Origin of the sequence: Burkholderia sp. BCC1972 (genome assembly GCF_905339605.1) — a bacterium.
In the GTDB taxonomy this organism is placed as follows: Bacteria; Pseudomonadota; Gammaproteobacteria; order Burkholderiales; family Burkholderiaceae; genus Burkholderia.
Genome location: NZ_CAJPGH010000048.1, coordinates 13,748 through 32,126, shown reverse-complemented (window position 1 = coordinate 32,126; position 18,379 = coordinate 13,748). Strand labels below are relative to the sequence as shown.

16 protein-coding genes and 1 pseudogene are annotated in these 18,379 nt (G+C 65.6%); 11 read left to right on the top strand and 6 right to left on the bottom strand.

Annotated elements, in window-relative coordinates; translation table 11 throughout:
• From U5798_RS36215 to U5798_RS36195, 5 genes and pseudogenes are all read left to right on the top strand, one after another.
• Window positions 1–139 (top strand): annotated as a pseudogene (locus tag U5798_RS36215) (ABC transporter ATP-binding protein); the annotation flags it as partial.
• Between the two features lie 517 nt (window positions 140–656).
• Window positions 657–806 (top strand): hypothetical protein, encoded by a 150-nt coding sequence (locus U5798_RS36210; RefSeq protein ID WP_322084809.1) that lies wholly within the window; start codon window positions 657–659, stop codon window positions 804–806.
• 55 nt (window positions 807–861) lie between these two features.
• A complete protein-coding gene (locus tag U5798_RS36205) occupies window positions 862–999 on the top strand; it encodes a hypothetical protein (protein ID WP_322084808.1) in 138 nt (45 codons plus the stop codon).
• Between the two features lie 797 nt (window positions 1,000–1,796).
• Window positions 1,797–3,152, top strand: coding sequence for a hypothetical protein (locus U5798_RS36200; RefSeq protein WP_322084807.1), 1,356 nt, complete (start codon window positions 1,797–1,799; stop codon window positions 3,150–3,152).
• 147 nt (window positions 3,153–3,299) lie between these two features.
• Window positions 3,300–3,599: a hypothetical protein gene (locus U5798_RS36195; RefSeq protein WP_322084806.1), complete on the top strand. Its 300-nt coding sequence runs from the start codon at window positions 3,300–3,302 to the stop codon at window positions 3,597–3,599.
• Window positions 3,600–3,626: 27 nt separating this feature from the next.
• On the opposite strand, the gene U5798_RS36190 is transcribed toward U5798_RS36195, so the two are convergent.
• From U5798_RS36190 to U5798_RS36175, 4 genes are all read right to left on the bottom strand, one after another.
• A complete protein-coding gene (locus tag U5798_RS36190; RefSeq protein ID WP_124450463.1) occupies window positions 3,627–3,857 on the bottom strand; it encodes a hypothetical protein in 231 nt (76 codons plus the stop codon).
• A 111-nt stretch (window positions 3,858–3,968) separates the two neighbouring features.
• On the bottom strand, window positions 3,969–5,078 hold the full coding sequence (locus U5798_RS36185) for a class II histone deacetylase (RefSeq protein WP_322084805.1): 1,110 nt from the start codon (window positions 5,076–5,078) through the stop codon (window positions 3,969–3,971).
• A gap of 14 nt (window positions 5,079–5,092) precedes the next feature.
• Window positions 5,093–6,301 carry an MFS transporter gene (locus U5798_RS36180; RefSeq protein WP_322084804.1) on the bottom strand — a complete coding sequence of 403 codons (1,209 nt, stop codon included), beginning with the start codon at window positions 6,299–6,301 and terminating at the stop codon, window positions 5,093–5,095.
• Window positions 6,302–6,322: 21 nt separating this feature from the next.
• The gene (locus U5798_RS36175; RefSeq protein ID WP_124450455.1) at window positions 6,323–7,369 is read right to left on the bottom strand and encodes a porin; all 1,047 of its coding nucleotides are present in this window, start codon (window positions 7,367–7,369) and stop codon (window positions 6,323–6,325) included.
• A gap of 301 nt (window positions 7,370–7,670) precedes the next feature.
• Here U5798_RS36175 and U5798_RS36170 point away from each other — a divergent pair, with 301 nt between their 5' ends.
• Both U5798_RS36170 and U5798_RS36165 read left to right on the top strand, forming a co-directional pair.
• A complete protein-coding gene (locus U5798_RS36170) occupies window positions 7,671–8,816 on the top strand; it encodes a helix-turn-helix transcriptional regulator (RefSeq protein WP_124450453.1) in 1,146 nt (381 codons plus the stop codon).
• Window positions 8,817–8,916: 100 nt separating this feature from the next.
• Window positions 8,917–9,915: a 2-dehydropantoate 2-reductase gene (locus tag U5798_RS36165; RefSeq protein WP_322084803.1), complete on the top strand. Its 999-nt coding sequence runs from the start codon at window positions 8,917–8,919 to the stop codon at window positions 9,913–9,915.
• A gap of 170 nt (window positions 9,916–10,085) precedes the next feature.
• On the opposite strand, the gene U5798_RS36160 is transcribed toward U5798_RS36165, so the two are convergent.
• Window positions 10,086–10,535 (bottom strand): MarR family winged helix-turn-helix transcriptional regulator, encoded by a 450-nt coding sequence (locus U5798_RS36160; protein WP_069256909.1) that lies wholly within the window; start codon window positions 10,533–10,535, stop codon window positions 10,086–10,088.
• A 62-nt stretch (window positions 10,536–10,597) separates the two neighbouring features.
• The gene (locus U5798_RS36155) at window positions 10,598–11,767 is read right to left on the bottom strand and encodes a glycerate kinase (RefSeq protein ID WP_322084802.1); all 1,170 of its coding nucleotides are present in this window, start codon (window positions 11,765–11,767) and stop codon (window positions 10,598–10,600) included.
• A gap of 388 nt (window positions 11,768–12,155) precedes the next feature.
• Here U5798_RS36155 and tig point away from each other — a divergent pair, with 388 nt between their 5' ends.
• From tig to lon, 4 genes are all read left to right on the top strand, one after another.
• Entirely contained in the window at window positions 12,156–13,502 is a 1,347-nt protein-coding gene (gene tig, locus U5798_RS36150; protein ID WP_124450448.1) for a trigger factor, read from the top strand.
• Between the two features lie 140 nt (window positions 13,503–13,642).
• Window positions 13,643–14,296 carry an ATP-dependent Clp endopeptidase proteolytic subunit ClpP gene (gene clpP / locus U5798_RS36145; RefSeq protein ID WP_010092137.1) on the top strand — a complete coding sequence of 218 codons (654 nt, stop codon included), beginning with the start codon at window positions 13,643–13,645 and terminating at the stop codon, window positions 14,294–14,296.
• 164 nt (window positions 14,297–14,460) lie between these two features.
• Window positions 14,461–15,732 (top strand): ATP-dependent Clp protease ATP-binding subunit ClpX, encoded by a 1,272-nt coding sequence (gene clpX / locus U5798_RS36140; protein ID WP_006489345.1) that lies wholly within the window; start codon window positions 14,461–14,463, stop codon window positions 15,730–15,732.
• A gap of 197 nt (window positions 15,733–15,929) precedes the next feature.
• Window positions 15,930–18,353: an endopeptidase La gene (gene lon / locus U5798_RS36135; protein ID WP_322084801.1), complete on the top strand. Its 2,424-nt coding sequence runs from the start codon at window positions 15,930–15,932 to the stop codon at window positions 18,351–18,353.
• Window positions 18,354–18,379 lie beyond the last annotated feature (26 nt).

The following is an 18,379-nucleotide window of genomic DNA, read 5'->3' as shown; positions in this document are numbered from 1 at the left end:
GGTCGAGCAGAACGCGCGCCTCGCGCTGCAGGCGGCGGACCGTGGCTACGTGATGGATTCCGGCACGGTCACGATGGAAGGCGACGCGAAGCAGATGCTCGATGATCCGAAGGTGCGGGCTGCGTATCTGGGTGAGTAAATGAGCGGGCCCGGTGCGGCGCGGCGGCGGATGCCGGCGTGCCGCGCAAGGGCTTTCGAAAGGCTGTCACGGGTTGCCGTGACAGCCTCGGCCGGGTCGACGCCTTGAATTGTCGCGAGGGACCATCGGTCGCCACCAATATCGATTTTCATTCTCGCCTTGCTTGACATAATTAACACTCTCGTCGGATCTGCTGGGGCTTGGGTCAGTCCAACGACCGAGTGCTGAGTATTACCGAGGACACGAACAGAGCTTCGGCAATCGCAGGAACGTGTAATGGGGGCAACTATGGGGGCCACTTCTGAGCGACCAAAGCCCATCGGCTTGATAGTAAAGGCTCAGATTCACTAGTTCGAATCAGGCCTCAGCACCAGAAGGTGGACGCCCCCCTGTCGGGGCCGTTCATGAAAAAAGCGCTGCGGTCGGCCGACCGCAGCGCTTTTTTCATTGATGCCTGTTTTATTCGCCGACGTGCGTCCGTGCGAACGCGCACTGAAATCGGGCCGCATGTAGTATCGTGTTCGCGATCGAATACGAGAAGCATAAATATACCGAGGGGCCACCGATGAGAAACACCGTACGCATCCCGATTTCCGTTCTGGCGCTGATGCTGGCCGCGCCGGCTTTCTCCAATAACGCCTGCCGAGAACATCGCATGGAGCGCTAAACCCGTACAGACGGTTGCATCGTCGTCGGCGTGCTCCGCGTACTCGGGGCGCGTGATGTCGAGCGGTGAGAAGCTGTCGACCGAAAACGTGCTGAAGGCGCTCGGTACGTCGCTGGCTGGCGCCGCGCTCGGCGCCGTCGCCGGCGGCTATCAGGGCGCCGCCGCGAATCCTTGCCCGCGTCCCGGCCTGTGACCAGCGAAGCGAGTCGCAGCATTCTCCGCTTCATCTGAAACGAGCCGACAACACAAGCGCCGCGCGTCGCCCGACCGCGGCGCTTCGTCGTTTCAGGCGCGCCTATTCCCAGAAACTCCGGATCGCGACCGCGACGATCACCGGCACCGAGAACACCAGCGGAATCGCGAAATACTGCGCTTCGCGAATTGCGCGTGAGTGGCGAAATTGGTAGACGCACAAGGTTTAGGTCCCGACGCCCGCAAAGGTGTGCCGGTTCGAGTCCGCCTCACGCACCACAGATACTCCCAAGCGGTTTTCGCGCCTGGTCGAAAAGCCCGGCGAGTCAAAGACTTGCGGGGCTTTTGTTTTCGGTGCCGCTCGCCGTTTCCCAAGCGCATGGCGGAATTGAGGCATTCCAGGCGCCCGCCGTTTCGCCAATCGCGGGCGTTGAAATGGCACAGTGCCGCCCGCTTGTTATGTCCCGCAAACTGCGCCGACTGCAGGGACAGCCCGGGAGCGCACGGTGTCCGGGCATACGGGAACGGTTGGGGACGCCACATGTCTGATGCGTTCCGTATCGTTCCGCCTACGATTCGAGCGGAAGACAAAGGCGCGCCTCCAGGGACCAGACAGGCCGTATCAACGCGCTTGCTCGGCAATTCGTCGTCGTGCGAGGCGAGATCGCCAGCGTTGGCGACCTGGCCTTTACCATGTTCAACGCTGAATGTTCATGTGCCGCCCGACCACGCTTCCGGCCAGGTCTCGAGTGCACTCGAACAACGGTGGCCCGCTCTCGTCGTCATGAGGGACATTTGGTGAAAAAACTGTTTGTGGTCTTGTCGTTCCTGCTGTTGCAGGAGAGTTCTGTACTCGCTCAGAGCGACCCGTCGTCGGCGGCTGGCAACATGACGACTCCGCGTATCTCGATTGCCGGCGGCACCTTCAGCGGACTGTCCCCGCTGTCGACAACCGGGCTCGTTCCGCTACCGTATATCACCGTCATCAGTCGCGCCATATCCGCACCAGGCACCTTTACCAGTCTTTCCGCGACGAAAGGGTTGAGCGTCACGAACGGCAGCGATGTCATCACGGCGAACAACAACGCGAACAACGTGCTGGTCTTTGGCGGGACGGGTAGCAGTACCGCGAAAAGCCTCGCTGTGACTTCGCTTGGAGGGTTCATTGCCACGTCGAACATCAACGTAAATGACGGTGTGGCACTGAAGTCCGACGCGATCAATACGGCGGTGCTGCAGGGCCTCAATTCCAGTGGGACATCGGGTTACGACACCAATCTGACGCTGTACCGCCCGACGAACAGGAACAATGCATTTCTCGGCGTGACGATGTCCGCCATCCCGCATGCAGAAGAACATCTTTGGATGGGTACGGATTATGCGAACAATCGCTACGTGTTCACGGAGACGATTGCCGGTACCGGCAGCTATCGTCCGGTTGCGTTTCGAAACGGACAGGCGGATGCATTTGTCATTGGTGCGGGCGCGAGGCCGCCGACCACGTTCTACGGTGGCGGTGTAGTGCTGGCCGGAACCGAAGGCAATCAGATGACATGGTCACTCGGCGGGCAGGTCTGGACGAACAACGTGGCATCAGGCGGAAACTGGTATGTCCGTGACGGCACGCACGACACCGTCCCGTTGACCATCGTCCCGAATTCGACGGCGTCGCTAACGATCGGCCCGTCTACCTCGACGTTCAAGCAAAGCATTACGCCGTCGTCGACCGCCGGTATCGTCGGCACGATCACGAACGACGATGCAAATGCAGGCAGTGTGGGCGAGTATCGCAAGGTGACGACTGCGCGCACATCGGTCAGCCTCGCAACGGCAACCCCGGTCAATCTGGCGAGCCTCCCGCTTGCCGCCGGGGACTGGGATATCTCGTGCACCGCCAGTTACAGCCCGGCCAGTGCGACTGCCGTCACCAATTCTGTGCAGGGGATCAGCACGGCCTCGGCGACGTTCGGAGAGCAGGGGACCTTTTCGCAACTCGCGGCTTCATACGGCACCGGGAGTCCGCTTGATATGGTGACGCCGCTCGTGCGAGAAAGTCTCGCGCGCGGGTCTACCGTCTATTGCGTCGGGCAACTGAATTTTGCGACCGGAACGGCCGCCGGCGGCGCGGTCATCCGTGCTCGGCGGGTTCGCTGACGATAAGATAACGACACGCGCGAATGTTTCCCGGGACGGGCTGTATGGCGTGGTTCTCGGGCGTATGTCAACGCGATCGCGTGTAACCGTGTGTAATATTGGGGGCAATGTCGGGCAGTCACGATGTTTGCCCGGGGATCTCTGCTCATGATGAATCGTGTTCGCGTGTCGATAGCGGTGCCGGTGCTGATGCTGGCGACGTCGGTATTTGCGGCCACGCCCGCCGATAACGTGGCGTGGAGTGCGAGGACCGAGTCGATGGCCAGGAAGCCACTCGACTGTACCAATTCCCCTTATTCGGGGTGGCGGATCACCGAAGACGAGCGGCCGTCGACGGAATCGGTGCTGAAATTGGTCGGCACGGTCGTGGCTGTTTCCGCGCTCAGTATCGTGGGTCAGGGCAGCATGAGCGCCATGAGCGGATGCAAGGTTGCAAATGGATCGTAGGTGAACGCTTCGTCGTTTCAGGCGCGCCTACTCCCAGAAACTCCGGATCGCGACCGCGACGATCACCGGCACCGAGAACACCAGCGGAATCGCGAAATACTGCGCTTCGCGATCGACGACCCAGCTATAGATCACCCACGCCGCGCCGATCGCGAACGTGATGAGGCCGACCGTGACGGCGGCGATGTTCTGGACCAGCTTCGACGGCTGGCGGCGCGTTTTGGCGTTGTCGTTGTCATCGCGCGGGGACGATTTCATCGGAAGAGTGCGGCCTCGGGCCGGAACAGGGGTAAAGGCACAGGAAACCCCATCCGCACGGATCGCGCAAGGGCCGGCGCGGGCCGGCCCTGTCACATCCGTTCCCGAGCGTTACAACCCGAACGATGCAGCCAGTTCGTCGAGCAGCGCCCGCTGGAACGCGACGAACCGCTCACCGGGCTGCTGCGCGATCGCGAGATCGAGCATCGGATCGGCGACATCGGTGCGAATGCCGCTCAGTTCCTCGATGATCGCGAGCCCGCAGAACGGCACGTACGCTTCCGAATACCCGCCTTCGTGAACGATCACGAGCCGCCCGCCGCAATGGCGCTGCGCGGCATCCTTCGCCGCGCGCGTCATGAACCGGTAGCTGTCGGTATGCAGTTGCATGCGCGCGAGCGGATCGACGGCGCTCGCGTCGAGGCCGCTCGCAATGACGATCAGCTCGGGCTGGAAGCGTGCCAGCGCCGGCAGCACGATCCGCTCGAACGCGTAGCGATACGCGTCGTCGCCGCTGCCTGCGAGCAGCGGCACGTTCAGGTTCGCGCCCAGGCCCGCGCCTTCGCCGCGGTCGTCCGCGCCGCTGTAGCCGGGCGGAAAGCAGCGGTCCTGGTGCAGCGAGATCGTCAGCGTATCCGGATCGTCGTAGTAGATCGACTGCGTGCCGTTGCCGTGATGCACGTCCCAGTCGATCACCGCGACGCGCTCGATGCCATATTTCGCGCGGGCGGCCTCGATCGCGATCGGGATGTTCGCCAGCATGCAGAAGCCCATCGGGCGGTCGCGCAGGCAGTGATGGCCGGGCGGCCGCGACAGCGAGAACGCATTGGCCGCCCGCTCGCCGACGACCGCATCGACGGCCGCGATCGCGAGACCGGCGGACAGCGCCGCGATCTCGTAGCTGCCCTTGCCGAACGGCGCGAGATCGCCGAGGTCGCCGCCGTTCGCGTCGCTGAGCGCGCTGAACGCGTCGAGATAGTGCGCCGGATGAATGCGCAACAGATCGGTGGTCGTAGCCGGCTCGGCACCGCGCAGGTCGAGCTGTGCCGCGAGCCCCGACGCCTGGACGAGCGAAAGGAAGCGGCGCTTCGAATCGGGCGATTCCGCGTAGCCCGCGCTCGACGGCGGCTGAACCCAGCCGCCGACCGGAAAGAACAGCGCGTGCGTGCCGCCGGTATGCCAGAAAGTGCGTTCGTCGGTGAAGAAGGCAGTGCGATTCATGGATGCGTGACCTGTCACGGTTGGGAGGAAAGGGAGGGCCGGGCGCGGCGATCGATATGGCGCAGCGCGGCGAACGACACGATCGCGACGGCCGTCGCGGCCGCGAACAGCGCGTGCATCGTGCCGCCGGCGTCGAGCATCAGTCCGGCGAGCAGCGGGCCGGCCGCGAGACCGGCGCCGATCACGAAATTGAGGGTCGCGACGAGGCGGCCCGACGTGTCGATCTGTGCGACGGTCGCGAGGATGAACGGCAGTACGAACGTCCACGCGAACTTGAACGCGAAGATCGCCGCGCTGTAGCCGCCGGTGTCGCGCATCGCGGTGAGCGCCATGAGCGACGCCGCGAGCAGCGCGTAACCGGCCGCCAGCATCGCGCGCCGCGCGAGCCGCCCACCCGCGCACGAGGCGAGCGCCGCGCCGGCGATCCCCATCACGCTTGCGATCGCGAGCACGTTGCCGGTCGACTGCGGATCGAGCCCGGCCTCGGCCGCCGCGCGGCTCGCGAACGTCCACACGCTGCCGATCGCGAGATAGAACGTCAGCACTGCACCGATGGCGAGTACGACGAAGCGTCGCGGCGTCTGCGTCGCGCCCCCGCGCGCGGATCGTGCAGGCGTCGACCGCGTGCCGAGCGACGACGGAAAGCCGCGCGACAGCGGTGCGGCGAGCAGCGCGAGCGCGGCGAGCGCGACATACAGCGCGCGCAGCCCGAACGCGGCGAATACGTGCGGCAGCACGAACAGGCCGATCGCGCCCGCGATCAGCTGGCCGACGACCCACAGGCCGTACACGCGGTCGCTGTTCTCGCTCGTCGCCGCGCTCGTCATGCAGAGCACCATCAGCGAGCCGCCGCCGAGCGCGGTGACGGCGCGCAGCGCGAGCAGCGCGGCGAAGCCCGGCATCCACAGCGCGGTCAGCAGGTTGCCCGCGCCGAACAGCGCGATGGCGAACGCGGCGACGCGGCGCGCGTCGACCCGGCCGAGCCACAGGTACGACGGCACGGTCGCGAGGCTGAACGCACCGAGTTCGACGAAGAAGTAGGTGCCGATCTGCGACGCCGACAGCCCGAGTTGCGTCGCGAGCTGACCGGCGACGGCCGGTGCAACGAGCAGCAGCAGCGGCGTGATCGCCGCGAATACGACGAGCGCGACGAGCGTCGAGCGTGCGAAGGCCGGCGCGCGGCCGTCGGGCGAGCGTGCGGCATCCGGGGACAGGGTTTTCATGGCGGGATCTCGTTGGGGAAGTCAGAACAGGTGGTACATGCCGACCATCGCGCCGAACTGGGACGCGCCGGCGAGCGGCGTCGGGTCGTACTCGTAGACGGTCTGCGAGCTCTGGCCGCTGTTGCGCGCGTAGCCGAGGTTCACGTACGCGACGGTGCGTTTCGATAGCGCGTACGTGGTGCTCGCGATGAACAGCGTCGGGTGGCCGATGGCCGGCGTAGGCGAATCGGTGTGGTAGACGCCGGCGTTCAGGCCGATCCCGCTCGACGTCTGGTAGCGCGCACCGCCCCAGACGATCGTGCGCGCGGCGTCGAGGTCGCCGGTCAGGCGTTCGACACCCGCATAGACGGTGAGCGGCAGCGTGGCGAACGCATAACGCGCGGCCAGCGTGCCGAGTTCGCGGCGTCGCGCGGACGTGTCGTCGGCCGGCGACACCTCGCCGTGCGCTTGATGCAGCACCGCGCTGACCGACAGGCCGTTGCTCGTGTACTGGCCGCCGAGTTCGAGCACACGGCCGGCGCGCGTATTGCCGGCGACGCCGGACGTCGCGGCGAGCGCCTCGACGTCGAAGCCCGCGAACGTCGGCGACTGGTACTTGAACGAATGGTCGATGAAGTTCGCGTTCATCGGCACGAGCACGCCTTGGCCGCTGTACGACGCGTACCAGAGCGGGTCGTAGAACAGCGTCTTGTCGAACAGCACGCTGAACTGCCGGCCGAGCGTGACGGTGCCGACCGGCCCCGCGATGCCGACGTACGCGCCGCGGAAGAACGCGTAGCCCGGTGCGGTCGCGGTGCCGTCGTTGAGGTTGAGGCCCTGTTCGAGCTTGAACAGCGCCCGCCAGCCGCCGCCGAGATCCTCGTGGCCCTTGATCCCGACCTGCGAAGGCAGGATGCCGTAGTTCTGCAGCTGTACGCTCGAGTGGCGCCCGTCGGCGTGCGTCAGGTATTGCACGCCGGCGTCGAGCGCGCCGTACAGCGTGAGGGCGGACTGCGCGTGTGCGGCGGCGCTGCACGCGACGAGCGTCGCGGCGGTCGCGGCCGTGCGGATGAAGCGGGATTTCGTCACGTGGGGTTCTCCATACCGTGCTGCATCGTTTGTCGTTGGTGTAGTCGGGACGCAGTGTCCGCAGCGGGAAAACCTTCGAACAGTCGTACAGATGAACGGTGTGGAAAACCCGCAGTGCGCGGCATCGGCGCCGTGCGAGGCCGCGGCACGGCGTGCTGCGCAGCAGCAACGTGCCGCGCACCGTTCAAATGGATGGGGCTGGCGCCCGTTCCGGCACCGTGACCCGCCAAAAAAGCCGCTCGCTATAATCGGCCGGTGTCGTTGCGCACGTCAGCAGCCCGATCGGGCAGGGGAGCGAAAGGTGAGGATCACGACGGATATCGGGCAGGATCTCGATGCGCTGCGCGACGTGCCGGCCGCCATCGTGCTCGACGAATTCGCGTGGCCGCCGCTGCCGTCCCGACGCGCCGATTTCGACGGCGTCACGGATGGCGACGCCGCGCAGCGCGAACTCGGCCTGATGCTGCTCGACCTGTACGCGGTGGCCGCGCGGTCCGGCATCGGCGAATTCGAATGCCGGTTCTTTTCGCTGCTGCAGGCGCTCATTCCGTTCGACGCCGCGTGGACCGGCGTCGCGACCCATGCGCCGACCGGCCCCGTGATGCACAACAGCTTCCTGTACCGTCTGCCACATGCGTTCTTCATCGACTGGAAGCGCGTGCGCGATTGCGATCCGCTGGCACATCGCACGTTGCACGGTGCGCACGGCCGCGCGGTGCGGCTGACGGTCGTCGAGCCGGGGCTCGACGTGCGGTTTCGCGACTGGTGCGTGAAGTACGGGCTCGCGCAGCTGATGTGCGTGTGCACGCTCGATCGCCGCTTCGGCCTGACGACGTTCATGTCGATTTACCGGCAGGGCCTCAACCGCCCGTTCAGCGACGACGATGCGCGTCGCTTCGAGGAGGTGATTCCTCACCTTGCCGCCGCGCTGACGATCAATCGCGCCGCGCAGCTCACGCGCGAGCGTCCCGAGTCGGTGGCGCCGGCGGCACGCGCGCTGTGCGACAACTTCGGGGTGCTGCACCATGCCGATCACGGTTTCGACGACGTACTGCGCACCGAGTGGCCGGCCTGGGCCGGCGCGCGCGTGCCGGAGCCGCTCGTCGCGCACCTGCGGCGCCAGTCGGGCCAGCCGTTCGTCGGCGACGCGCTGCGCATCCAGTGCGTGCCGGTCGCGGGGCTGTTCCAGATCGAGGCGCGGCCGCGCTCGCTGCTCGACCGCTTGAGCCCGCGCGAGCTGGCGGCGATCCGCTATTACGGCGCCGGGCGGTCGCACAAGGAAGTCGCGCAGCAGATGGCCATTTCGCCGACGACGGTGCGTCATTACCTGCGTTGCGCGTACCGCAAGCTCGGCATGCACGACAAGAGCCAGATCGCAGGCGTGCTCGGCGCGACGGGCAGCGTGGCCGACGACGAGCCCGTCGAAGCCGGCGGCATGCCGCGCTGAAGCCTGCGGATGCGGGCGCATGGCGCAGTTCCGCGTGAATGGTTGTGCCCGCAACCATTGAGCGCTATGCTCGTCAGCTTCCATGAGACGGAATTCCATCATGAACGACACGAATTCAGGGTCGGCGCGCGCGGCGGTGGTCGGGGTCGGCGCGATCGGCGGATTGCTCGCGGCCGCGCTGTCGCGGGCCGGCATGACCGTGAGCGCGTACGCGCGCGGCGCGACGCTCGAAGCGCTGAACGCGCACGGCGTGCGCGTGATCGACGAAGCGGGCGCAACCTCGTCGGTGCCGGTGCATGCGAGCGACGATGCGGCCGCGCTCGGCGTGCAGGACTACGTGGTAATCGCGCTGAAGGCGCAGGCGCTGCCGGCGCTGGCCGAGCGCATTGCGCTGCTGGTCGGGCCGGACACCGTGATCGTCGCGGCGATGAACGGGCTGCCGTGGTGGTTCACGCACGGGCTGGCAGGAACGCTCGACGGCGTGCCGCTCGACGCGGTCGATCCGGCCGGCGCGGTGTCGGCGGCGTTGCCGCCTGCGCAGGCGATCGGCTGCGTCGTGCACCTGTCGTCGAGCACCGATGCGCCAGGCGTCGTGCGCCGCGGGCGCGGCAACCGGCTGATCGTCGGCGCGCCGGATCGGCGGCTCGACGTGGCTGCGGCACGGTTTGCCGCGGCGCTCGCGGCAGGCGGTTTCGACGTCGAGTCGACGCCCGCGATCCGGACCGAAATCTGGACGAAGCTGTGGGGCAACATGAACATGAATCCGCTGAGTGCGCTGACGGGGTCGACGGCCGAGCAGTTGCTGGACGATCCGTTCACGCAGGAACTCGCGCTGCGGATGATGGAGGAGGCGGCGGCGATCGGCGCACGGCTCGGCCTGTCCACGGGGATGAGCGGGCCCGAGCGGATCGCGGTTACACGCAAGCTCGGCGCGTTCAAGACGTCGATGCTGCAGGATGTCGAAGCGGGGCGTCCGCTCGAGATCGGGCCGATCCTCGGTGTGTTTCCGGAGCTCGGCCGCAAGCTTGGCGTGCCGACCCCGTACTGCGACGCGGTGCTCGGGCTGCTGCGCCAGCGTGCGGCGAACAGCGGGCTCTAGCGCGTGCCGGGCTGCGGGCGGCGCGGCCCGGTGCCGGCGGGAAGGCGCGGGACGTTCGTCGAGCCCGCCGCATGACGCAAAGCGGGCCGCCCGCATTGCCGGTCAGGCAACGTGGGCGGCCCGTCGAATTCGTCGGATCAATATGGCCGGCACGGAGCCGGTGATGCGGCTCAGTCGTCCCGCTCGGTGGCGTGCGCGACGACCTTGTCGAGCAGCCGCTCGAACGTCTGGCGTTCGCTGTCGGACAGGCAGGCGAGCAGGCCGTCGTTCCATTTGCGCACGATCGGCATGATCTTGCGATGCAGCGCGCGGCCATCGGCAGTCAGCGCGATCAGCACGATCCGGCCGTCTTCCTCGCTCGCGCTGCGCTCGAGCAGGCCCTGGCGCAGCAGCGCCTCGGCCGCGCGGCTGGCCTGGCTCTTGTCGAGATTGGTGTGACGCGCGAGATCCATGATCGAGAACGGACCGAACGCACCGACGGCGGCGATCACGCGCGCCTCGGGCAGCGAGATGTCGAGCTTGTGCCGGTACACCTCGCCGATCCCGCGGTCGGAGCGCTTCGTGAGCGCGTGGAGGCGATAGGTCAGAAACTGATCGAGCCCGGCTGGACGGCCTTTCATGTCGAATCCTGAAGAAAAAGGGCGGGCCCGATTGTTCCTGTATCGCGCGCTCGGGTCAACGGTCAGTGTGCACCGTATTTCAGGCGCGTCAATTGTTCCGCTTCGTTCGCGAGCAGATTCGCCGCGTCGCGGATCGCGACGTCGAGCGTGATCGGTCCGGGAGCCGGCGAAAAGCAGCCGGAAAAATGTTCGGACAGGCGCGGCAGCGCGGCCGGGTCGACCGCACCCGACAACAGCGACGCGGGCACGCCGGCGGCCTGCGCGTGACGGCACGCGATGAACGGCGCCTTGCCGTGCAGCGTCTGTACGTCGGAGCGGCCTTCGCCGGTGATCAGCCAGTCGGCGCCGGCGAGCGCGGCATCGAGCCCGACCTGGCGCGCGACCACTTCGGCGCCGGCTTCGAACTGCGCGCCGAGCATGTGCAGCGCGAAACCGAGGCCGCCCGCGGCGCCTGCACCCGGTAGGTCGCGGGCGCGACCGGCGGAAACCCCCGTGGGACGGCGATCGAGCGCGGTTTCGAGCAGGTCGGCGAAGCGGGCGAGGGCGGCGTCGAGGATCGCAACCTGCTCGGGCGTCACGCCCTTTTGCGGGCCGAACACGGCGGTCGCGCCGTGCGCGCCCGTCAGCGGGTTGTTGACGTCGGACATGCCGACGAATTCCGTTTCCTTCAGGCGCGGGTCGAGCGCCGACGCGTCGATGCGCGCGATGTCGGCGAGCCGCGACGGCACGGGCTCGACCGGCTGGCCGGCGGCGTCGAAGCACTGCAGGCCGAGGCCGGCGAGCAGCCCGGCGCCCGCGTCGTTGGTACTGCTGCCGCCGAGCGCGACGAAGAAGCGGCGCACGCCGTCGTCGAGCAGCGTGCGGATCGCCTCGCCCATCCCGCGCGTGCTGCGCGCGTCGACCGGCACGCTCATGCCGACCGCGTCGGTAATGCCGACGATCTCGGCCGTCTCGACGATCGCGGTGCGTGCGTCGATCACGCCGACCGCCGCGTCACGCGCCGCGAGCGACGCGCCGGCCACCCGCAGCGTGCGCCGCGTGCCGCCGCCCGCCAGCATCGCGTCGAGCGTGCCTTCGCCGCCGTCGGCCATCGGGCAGCAGCGCACGACCGCGTCGGGCCGGGCGCGGCGGATGCCGGTGGCGATCGCGTCCGCGACCTGCTCGGCGGAAAGCGAGCCTTTGAACGAATCGGGCGCGATGACGACGACAGGCGCGGACGGGTGTTGCGGCATGGTGTCTCCGGAAGGCGTGATTGGTGTGAAGAATGGCGAGGCCGCCATGACGGCTCACTGTCTATCGGAGCTTACAGGATGGCAGGCCCGCGGAGGATACGGCGTTCGGCATAGCGGCGATCCGCGCGCATTGCCGTGCGCGGGGCCGTCGGCATGGCGGGGAGGCATGCGCGGTGCGCTGATCTGGCGGTACGAGGAAAATTGTTTGCTAGAATAGTCGATTCTTCCGGCCAAAGCCGTGCTCCGAGCCGCTTGCGCTAGCCATCCGGCGCGTGCAGGGATGGCGTGGCGCTCCGGCGCGGCGTGTGGGTGCGACGCACCGCATGCTGCAGGCAGGCACGGCAAGGAAAACCCGATTCGCTCGAATAATTTTAGGACGATTGAAGCCATGGCTAACGTTGTTGAGAACCTCGGCAAGCTTGAACGCCGCGTGACGATTTCCCTGCCGAAAGACACCGTGCAGAAGGAAATCGACGCCCGCATCCAGAAACTCGCGAAGACCGTGCGCATGCCGGGTTTCCGCCCGGGCAAGGTGCCGGTGAAGATGGTCGCCCAGCAATACGCGGGTCAGGTCGAAGCGGAAGTGCTGAGCGACAAGATCGGCCAGGAATTCTTCACGGTCAGCCGCGCGGAAAACCTGCGCGTCGCCGGCCAGCCGAGCTTCGAGCCGAAGCAGGAACAGGCTGAGGACGCCTACGCGTTCGACGCGACGTTCGAGGTCTACCCGGAAGTGAAGATCGGCGATCTGGCGACGGCTGAAGTCGAGCGCTCGACGACGTCGATCGGCGACGCCGAAATCGACCGCACGCTGGACATCCTGCGCAAGCAGCGCGTGCACTTCCACGCACGCGGCGAAGCCGGCGAGCACGGCGACGGCGGTGCGGACACCGCAGCGAAGAACGGCGACCGCGTGACGGTCGACTTCGTCGGCAAGATCGACGACGTCGCGTTCCAGGGCGGCACGGCCGAAGATTTCCCGTTCGTGCTCGGCGAAGGCCGCATGCTGCCGGAATTCGAAACCGCCGCACTGGGCCTGAAGGTCGGTGAAGCGCGTACGTTCGACCTGAAGTTCCCGGACGACTACCACGGTGCCGACGTTGCCGGCAAGACGGCACAGTTCACGGTCACGATGAAGAAGATCGAGTGGCCGCACCTGCCGGAAATCGACGCTGAATTCGCGAAGTCGCTCGGTATCGAAGACGGCGACCTCACGAAGATGCGTGCCGAGATCAAGGAAAACCTCGAGCGCGAAGCGAAGCGTCGCACGCAGTCGATCGTCAAGAACCAGGTGATGGACGCGCTGCTGAAGATCTCCGAACTCGACGTGCCGAAGGCGCTGATCGAGCAGGACCAGCAACGCCTCGTCGAAATGGCTCGCCAGGATCTGGCGCAGCGCGGCGTGCCGAACGCGAAGGACGCACCGATCCCGGCGGAAATGTTCGCCGAGCAGGCCGAGCGTCGCGTGAAGCTGGGCCTCGTGCTGGCCGAGCTGGTGAAGGCGAACGGCCTGGAAGCGAAGCCGGAACAGATCCGCGCGGAAGTCGACGAGTTCGCGAAGAGCTACGAAGACCCGAAGGAAGTGGTCCGCTGGTATTATTCCAACCAGCAGCGCCTCGCTGAGATGGAAGCGTTCGTCGTTGAAAGCAACGTCGTCGATTTCGTGCTGGGCAAGGCGAAGGTGACGGACAAGGAAGTGAGCTTCGAGGCACTCGCGAGCGCATCGGCGCAAGCGTAAGTGCTGCTCTAGCGGCGTGCCGGCTGTCGGAGCGACGGCCCGCACGCCGTTTTTACGTCAAGCGCACGGTTGCCATTAATATGGCGATTGAGCGGGCGGCTTCCTTCCGTTCAATTTTCCATTCGAACAAGGTTCATTGAATGATCACTCGCGCTGAATTGCTGGACATGCTTGCTTCGAACGCGCCGCAGGGTTTCGAGGCGCAAGCGCTGGGGCTGGTGCCGATCGTCGTCGAAACGAGCGGCCGCGGCGAGCGTTCGTACGATATCTACTCGCGTCTCCTGAAGGAGCGCCTGGTGTTCATGGTCGGCGAAGTGAACGACCAGACCGCCAACCTCGTGGTCGCGCAATTGCTGTTCCTGGAGAGCGAGAATCCCGACAAGGACATCAGCCTCTACATCAACAGCCCGGGCGGCTCGGTGTCGGCCGGCATGGCGATCTACGACACGATGCAGTTCATCAAGCCGGACGTGTCGACGCTGTGCATGGGCCTCGCGGCCAGCATGGGCGCATTCCTGCTCGCATCGGGTGCGAAGGGCAAGCGCTTTGCACTGCCGAACTCGCGCGTGATGATTCACCAGCCGCTCGGCGGCGCGCGCGGCCAGGCGTCCGACATCGAGATCCAGGCGCGCGAAATCCTCTACCTGAAGGAGCGGTTGAACCAACTGCTCGCGCAGCACACGGGCCAGGACGTCGAGCGCATCGCGCGCGACACCGACCGTGATAACTTCATGTCGAGCGAGGACGCGAAGGCGTACGGGCTGATCGATCAGGTGCTGCTGAAGCGCCCGTGAGCATAAGTGGGGTGCCGCCCCGTTTCGTCCGGCGGCCCCTGCTGTCCCGAACGCCCTTGAGCATCTGCGGCAAGCACATCCAGCCGGCTCCGGTCGCGCCCTAGGCGCGGCGTCCGGAGCATTCGGCGTATCATGTCATTTACCTGTCCGGAGGCTCTACATTCATGGCGGACAAAAAAGGTTCGAACAGCGAGAAGCTGTTGTATTGCTCGTTTTGCGGGAAAAGCCAGCATGAGGTGAAAAAACTCATCGCGGGCCCGTCGGTGTTCATCTGCGATGAATGTATCGACCTCTGCAACGAGATCATTCGCGACGAGGCGGCTGCCGCCGGCGTCGAGGCCAGCCTGTCCCGGTCGGATCTGCCGAGCCCGCAGGAAATTCGCGACATCCTCGATCAGTACGTGATCGGCCAGGAGCGCGCGAAGAAAATCCTCGCGGTGGCCGTGTACAACCACTACAAGCGCCTGAAGCATCTCGACAAGAAGGACGACGTCGAGCTGTCGAAGAGCAACATCCTGCTGATCGGCCCGACGGGCTCCGGCAAGACGCTGCTCGCGCAGACGCTCGCGCGGTTGCTGAACGTGCCGTTCGTGATCGCCGATGCGACGACGCTGACCGAAGCCGGCTACGTCGGCGAGGACGTCGAGAACATCATCCAGAAGCTGTTGCAGAACTGCAACTATGAGGTCGACAAGGCCCAGCGCGGGATCGTCTACATCGACGAAATCGACAAGATCAGCCGCAAGTCGGACAACCCGTCCATCACGCGCGACGTGTCGGGCGAGGGCGTCCAGCAGGCGCTGCTGAAGCTCGTCGAGGGCACGATGGCATCGGTGCCGCCGCAGGGCGGCCGCAAGCACCCGAACCAGGATTTCATCCAGGTCGACACGACCAACATCCTGTTCATCTGCGGCGGCGCGTTCGACGGTCTCGAAAAGGTGATCACCGATCGCACCGAGAAAACCGGCATCGGCTTCGGCGCGACGGTCAAGAGCAAGCAGGAACGCGACGCGGGCGAAGTGCTGCGCGAAACGGAACCGGAAGACCTGATCAAATTCGGTCTGATCCCCGAATTGATCGGCCGCCTGCCGGTGGTCGCGACACTCGGCAAGCTCGACGAAGCCGCGCTGATGAAGATCCTGGTCGAGCCGAAGAATGCGCTCGTCAAGCAGTATCACAAGCTGTTCGCGATGGAGCGCGTCGAGCTCGAGATCCGGCCGGGCGCGTTGCAGGCAGTCGCCCGCAAGGCGATCCGCCGCAAGACCGGCGCGCGCGGTTTGCGTTCGATCATCGAACAGGCGTTGCTCGACGTGATGTACGAGCTGCCGACGATGAAAGGGGTCAGTAAGGTCATCATCGACGAGAACGTCATCGATGGCGACGGCAAGCCTTTGCTGATCTACGAGGACACGCCGAAGGTGGCGGGTTCGAACTGACCGGCTTGCCGACGATGTTCTGCGAAAAAGGCCGTTCATGAGTCCGTGGGCGGCTTTTTTTCGTTTATCTTGTGGGTAACTCTGACTCGACACGCGGTGGTTACTTTCTTACCGAATATTTCCCGCACTTGAAGGCTTGCAATTCGTTGTGGCGGCCTCAATTACCGAACAATTGATTCCACTCATGGGGAAATGAAATGTCAGGCACCCAACTTCTCCCGCCGGAACGCATCACGCTCCCGCTGCTGCCGCTGCGGGATGTCGTCGTTTTCCCGCACATGGTGATTCCGCTCTTCGTGGGCCGGCCGAAATCGATCAAGGCCCTCGAAGCAGCGATGGAAGGCGGCAAGCACATCATGCTCGTCGCCCAGAAAACCGCGGCCAAGGACGAACCGACCGAAAAGGACATGTACGAGGTCGGTTGTATCGCCAACATCCTGCAGATGCTGAAGCTGCCGGACGGCACCGTGAAGGTGCTCGTCGAGGGCCTGCAGCGCGCGAAGGCGTTGTCGATCGAAGAACAGGAGACGCAGTTCTCCTGCGACGTGATGCCGCTCGAACCCGATCACGCCGACAGCGCTGAAACGGAAGCGCTGCGCCGCGCGATTGTGTCGCAGTTCGACCAGTACGTGAAGCTGAACAAGAAGATCCCGCCGGAGATCCTCACGTCGCTGTCGGGCATCGACGAAGCAGGCCGCCTCGCCGACATGATCGCCGAGCGCCTGCCGCTGAAGCTCGACCAGAAGCAGCACATCCTCGAGATGTTCCAGGTCATCGAGCGCCTCGAGCACCTGCTCGCGCAACTCGAAGCCGAGATCGACATCCTGCAGGTCGAAAAGCGCATCCGCGGGCGCGTGAAGCGCCAGATGGAAAAGAGCCAGCGCGAGTACTACCTGAACGAGCAGGTCAAGGCGATCCAGAAGGAACTGGGCGAAGGCGAGGAAGGTGCCGATCTCGAGGAACTCGAGAAGCGCATCAACGCCGCGCGCATGCCGAAGGAAGCCAAGAAGAAGGCCGACGCCGAGCTGAAGAAGCTGAAGCTGATGTCGCCGATGTCGGCGGAAGCGACCGTCGTGCGCAACTACATCGACACGCTGATCGGCCTGCCGTGGCGCAAGAAGAGCAAGGTCAACAACGACCTGTCGAACGCCGAGCAGGTGCTCGACGAGGATCACTTCGGCCTCGAGAAGGTCAAGGAACGGATCCTCGAGTATCTCGCGGTGCAACAGCGCGTGGACAAGGTCAAGGCGCCGATCCTGTGCCTCGTCGGGCCTCCGGGTGTCGGCAAGACCTCGCTCGGCCAGTCGATCGCCCGTGCGACGAACCGCAAGTTCGTCCGGATGGCGCTCGGTGGCGTGCGTGACGAAGCCGAGATCCGCGGTCACCGCCGTACGTACATCGGTTCGATGCCGGGCAAGATCCTGCAGAGCCTGACGAAGGTCGGCGTGCGCAATCCGCTCTTCCTGCTCGACGAGGTCGACAAGATGGGCATGGATTTCCGCGGCGATCCGTCGTCGGCGCTGCTCGAAGTGCTCGATCCGGAACAGAACCACACGTTCGCCGATCATTACATCGAAGTCGACTTCGATCTGTCGGACGTGATGTTCGTTGCGACGTCGAACTCGCTGAACATCCCGCCGCCGCTGCTCGACCGGATGGAAGTGATCCGTCTGTCGGGTTACACGGAAGACGAGAAGGTCAGCATCGCCCAGCGTTACCTGCTGCCGAAGCAGAAGAAGAACAACGGGCTGAAGGACGGCGAGATCGACGTCACCGAACAGGCGATCCGCGACATCATCCGCTACTACACGCGCGAAGCCGGTGTGCGTTCGCTCGAGCGGGAAGTGTCGAAGATCTGCCGCAAGGTCGTGAAGATGCTGCTGCTGAAGAAGGCATCGGGCGCGATCAAGGTCGACGGCGAGAACCTCGATACGTTCCTGGGCGTGCGCAAGTACGACTTCGGCCTCGCGGCGAAGGAAAACCAGGTTGGTCAGGTCACGGGTCTTGCGTGGACGGAAGTCGGCGGCGATCTGCTGACGATCGAAGCCGCGGTGATGCCGGGCAAGGGCAACGTGATCCGTACGGGTTCGCTCGGCGACGTGATGAAGGAGTCGGTCGAGGCGGCGCGTTCGGTCGTGCGCTCGCGTTCGCGCCGTCTGGGCATCAAGGACGAAGCGTTCGAGAAGCAGGACATCCACATCCACGTGCCGGAAGGCGCGACGCCGAAGGACGGTCCGTCCGCAGGCGGTGCGATGACGACCGCGCTGGTGTCGGTGCTGACGGGTATCCCCGTGCGTGCCGATGTCGCGATGACGGGCGAAATCACGTTGCGCGGCGAAGTGCTGCCGATCGGCGGGCTGAAGGAAAAGCTGCTGGCTGCGCATCGCGGCGGCATCAAGCTCGTGCTGATTCCGGAAGAGAACGTGAAGGATCTCGCGGACATTCCGGACAACGTGAAGAACGCGATCGAGATCGTGCCGGTCCGCTGGATCGACAAGGTGCTGGAGCTCGCGCTCGAGCGTTCGCCGACTCCGCTGCCGCCGGAAGAAGAAGCGAAGGCAGCGGCGCCGGTCGGCGAGGCGGCGAAGGATGCCGGCTCGACGGAAGTCGTCAAGCACTGAGACCCTGAGCGCCGTCGTTGCTGACG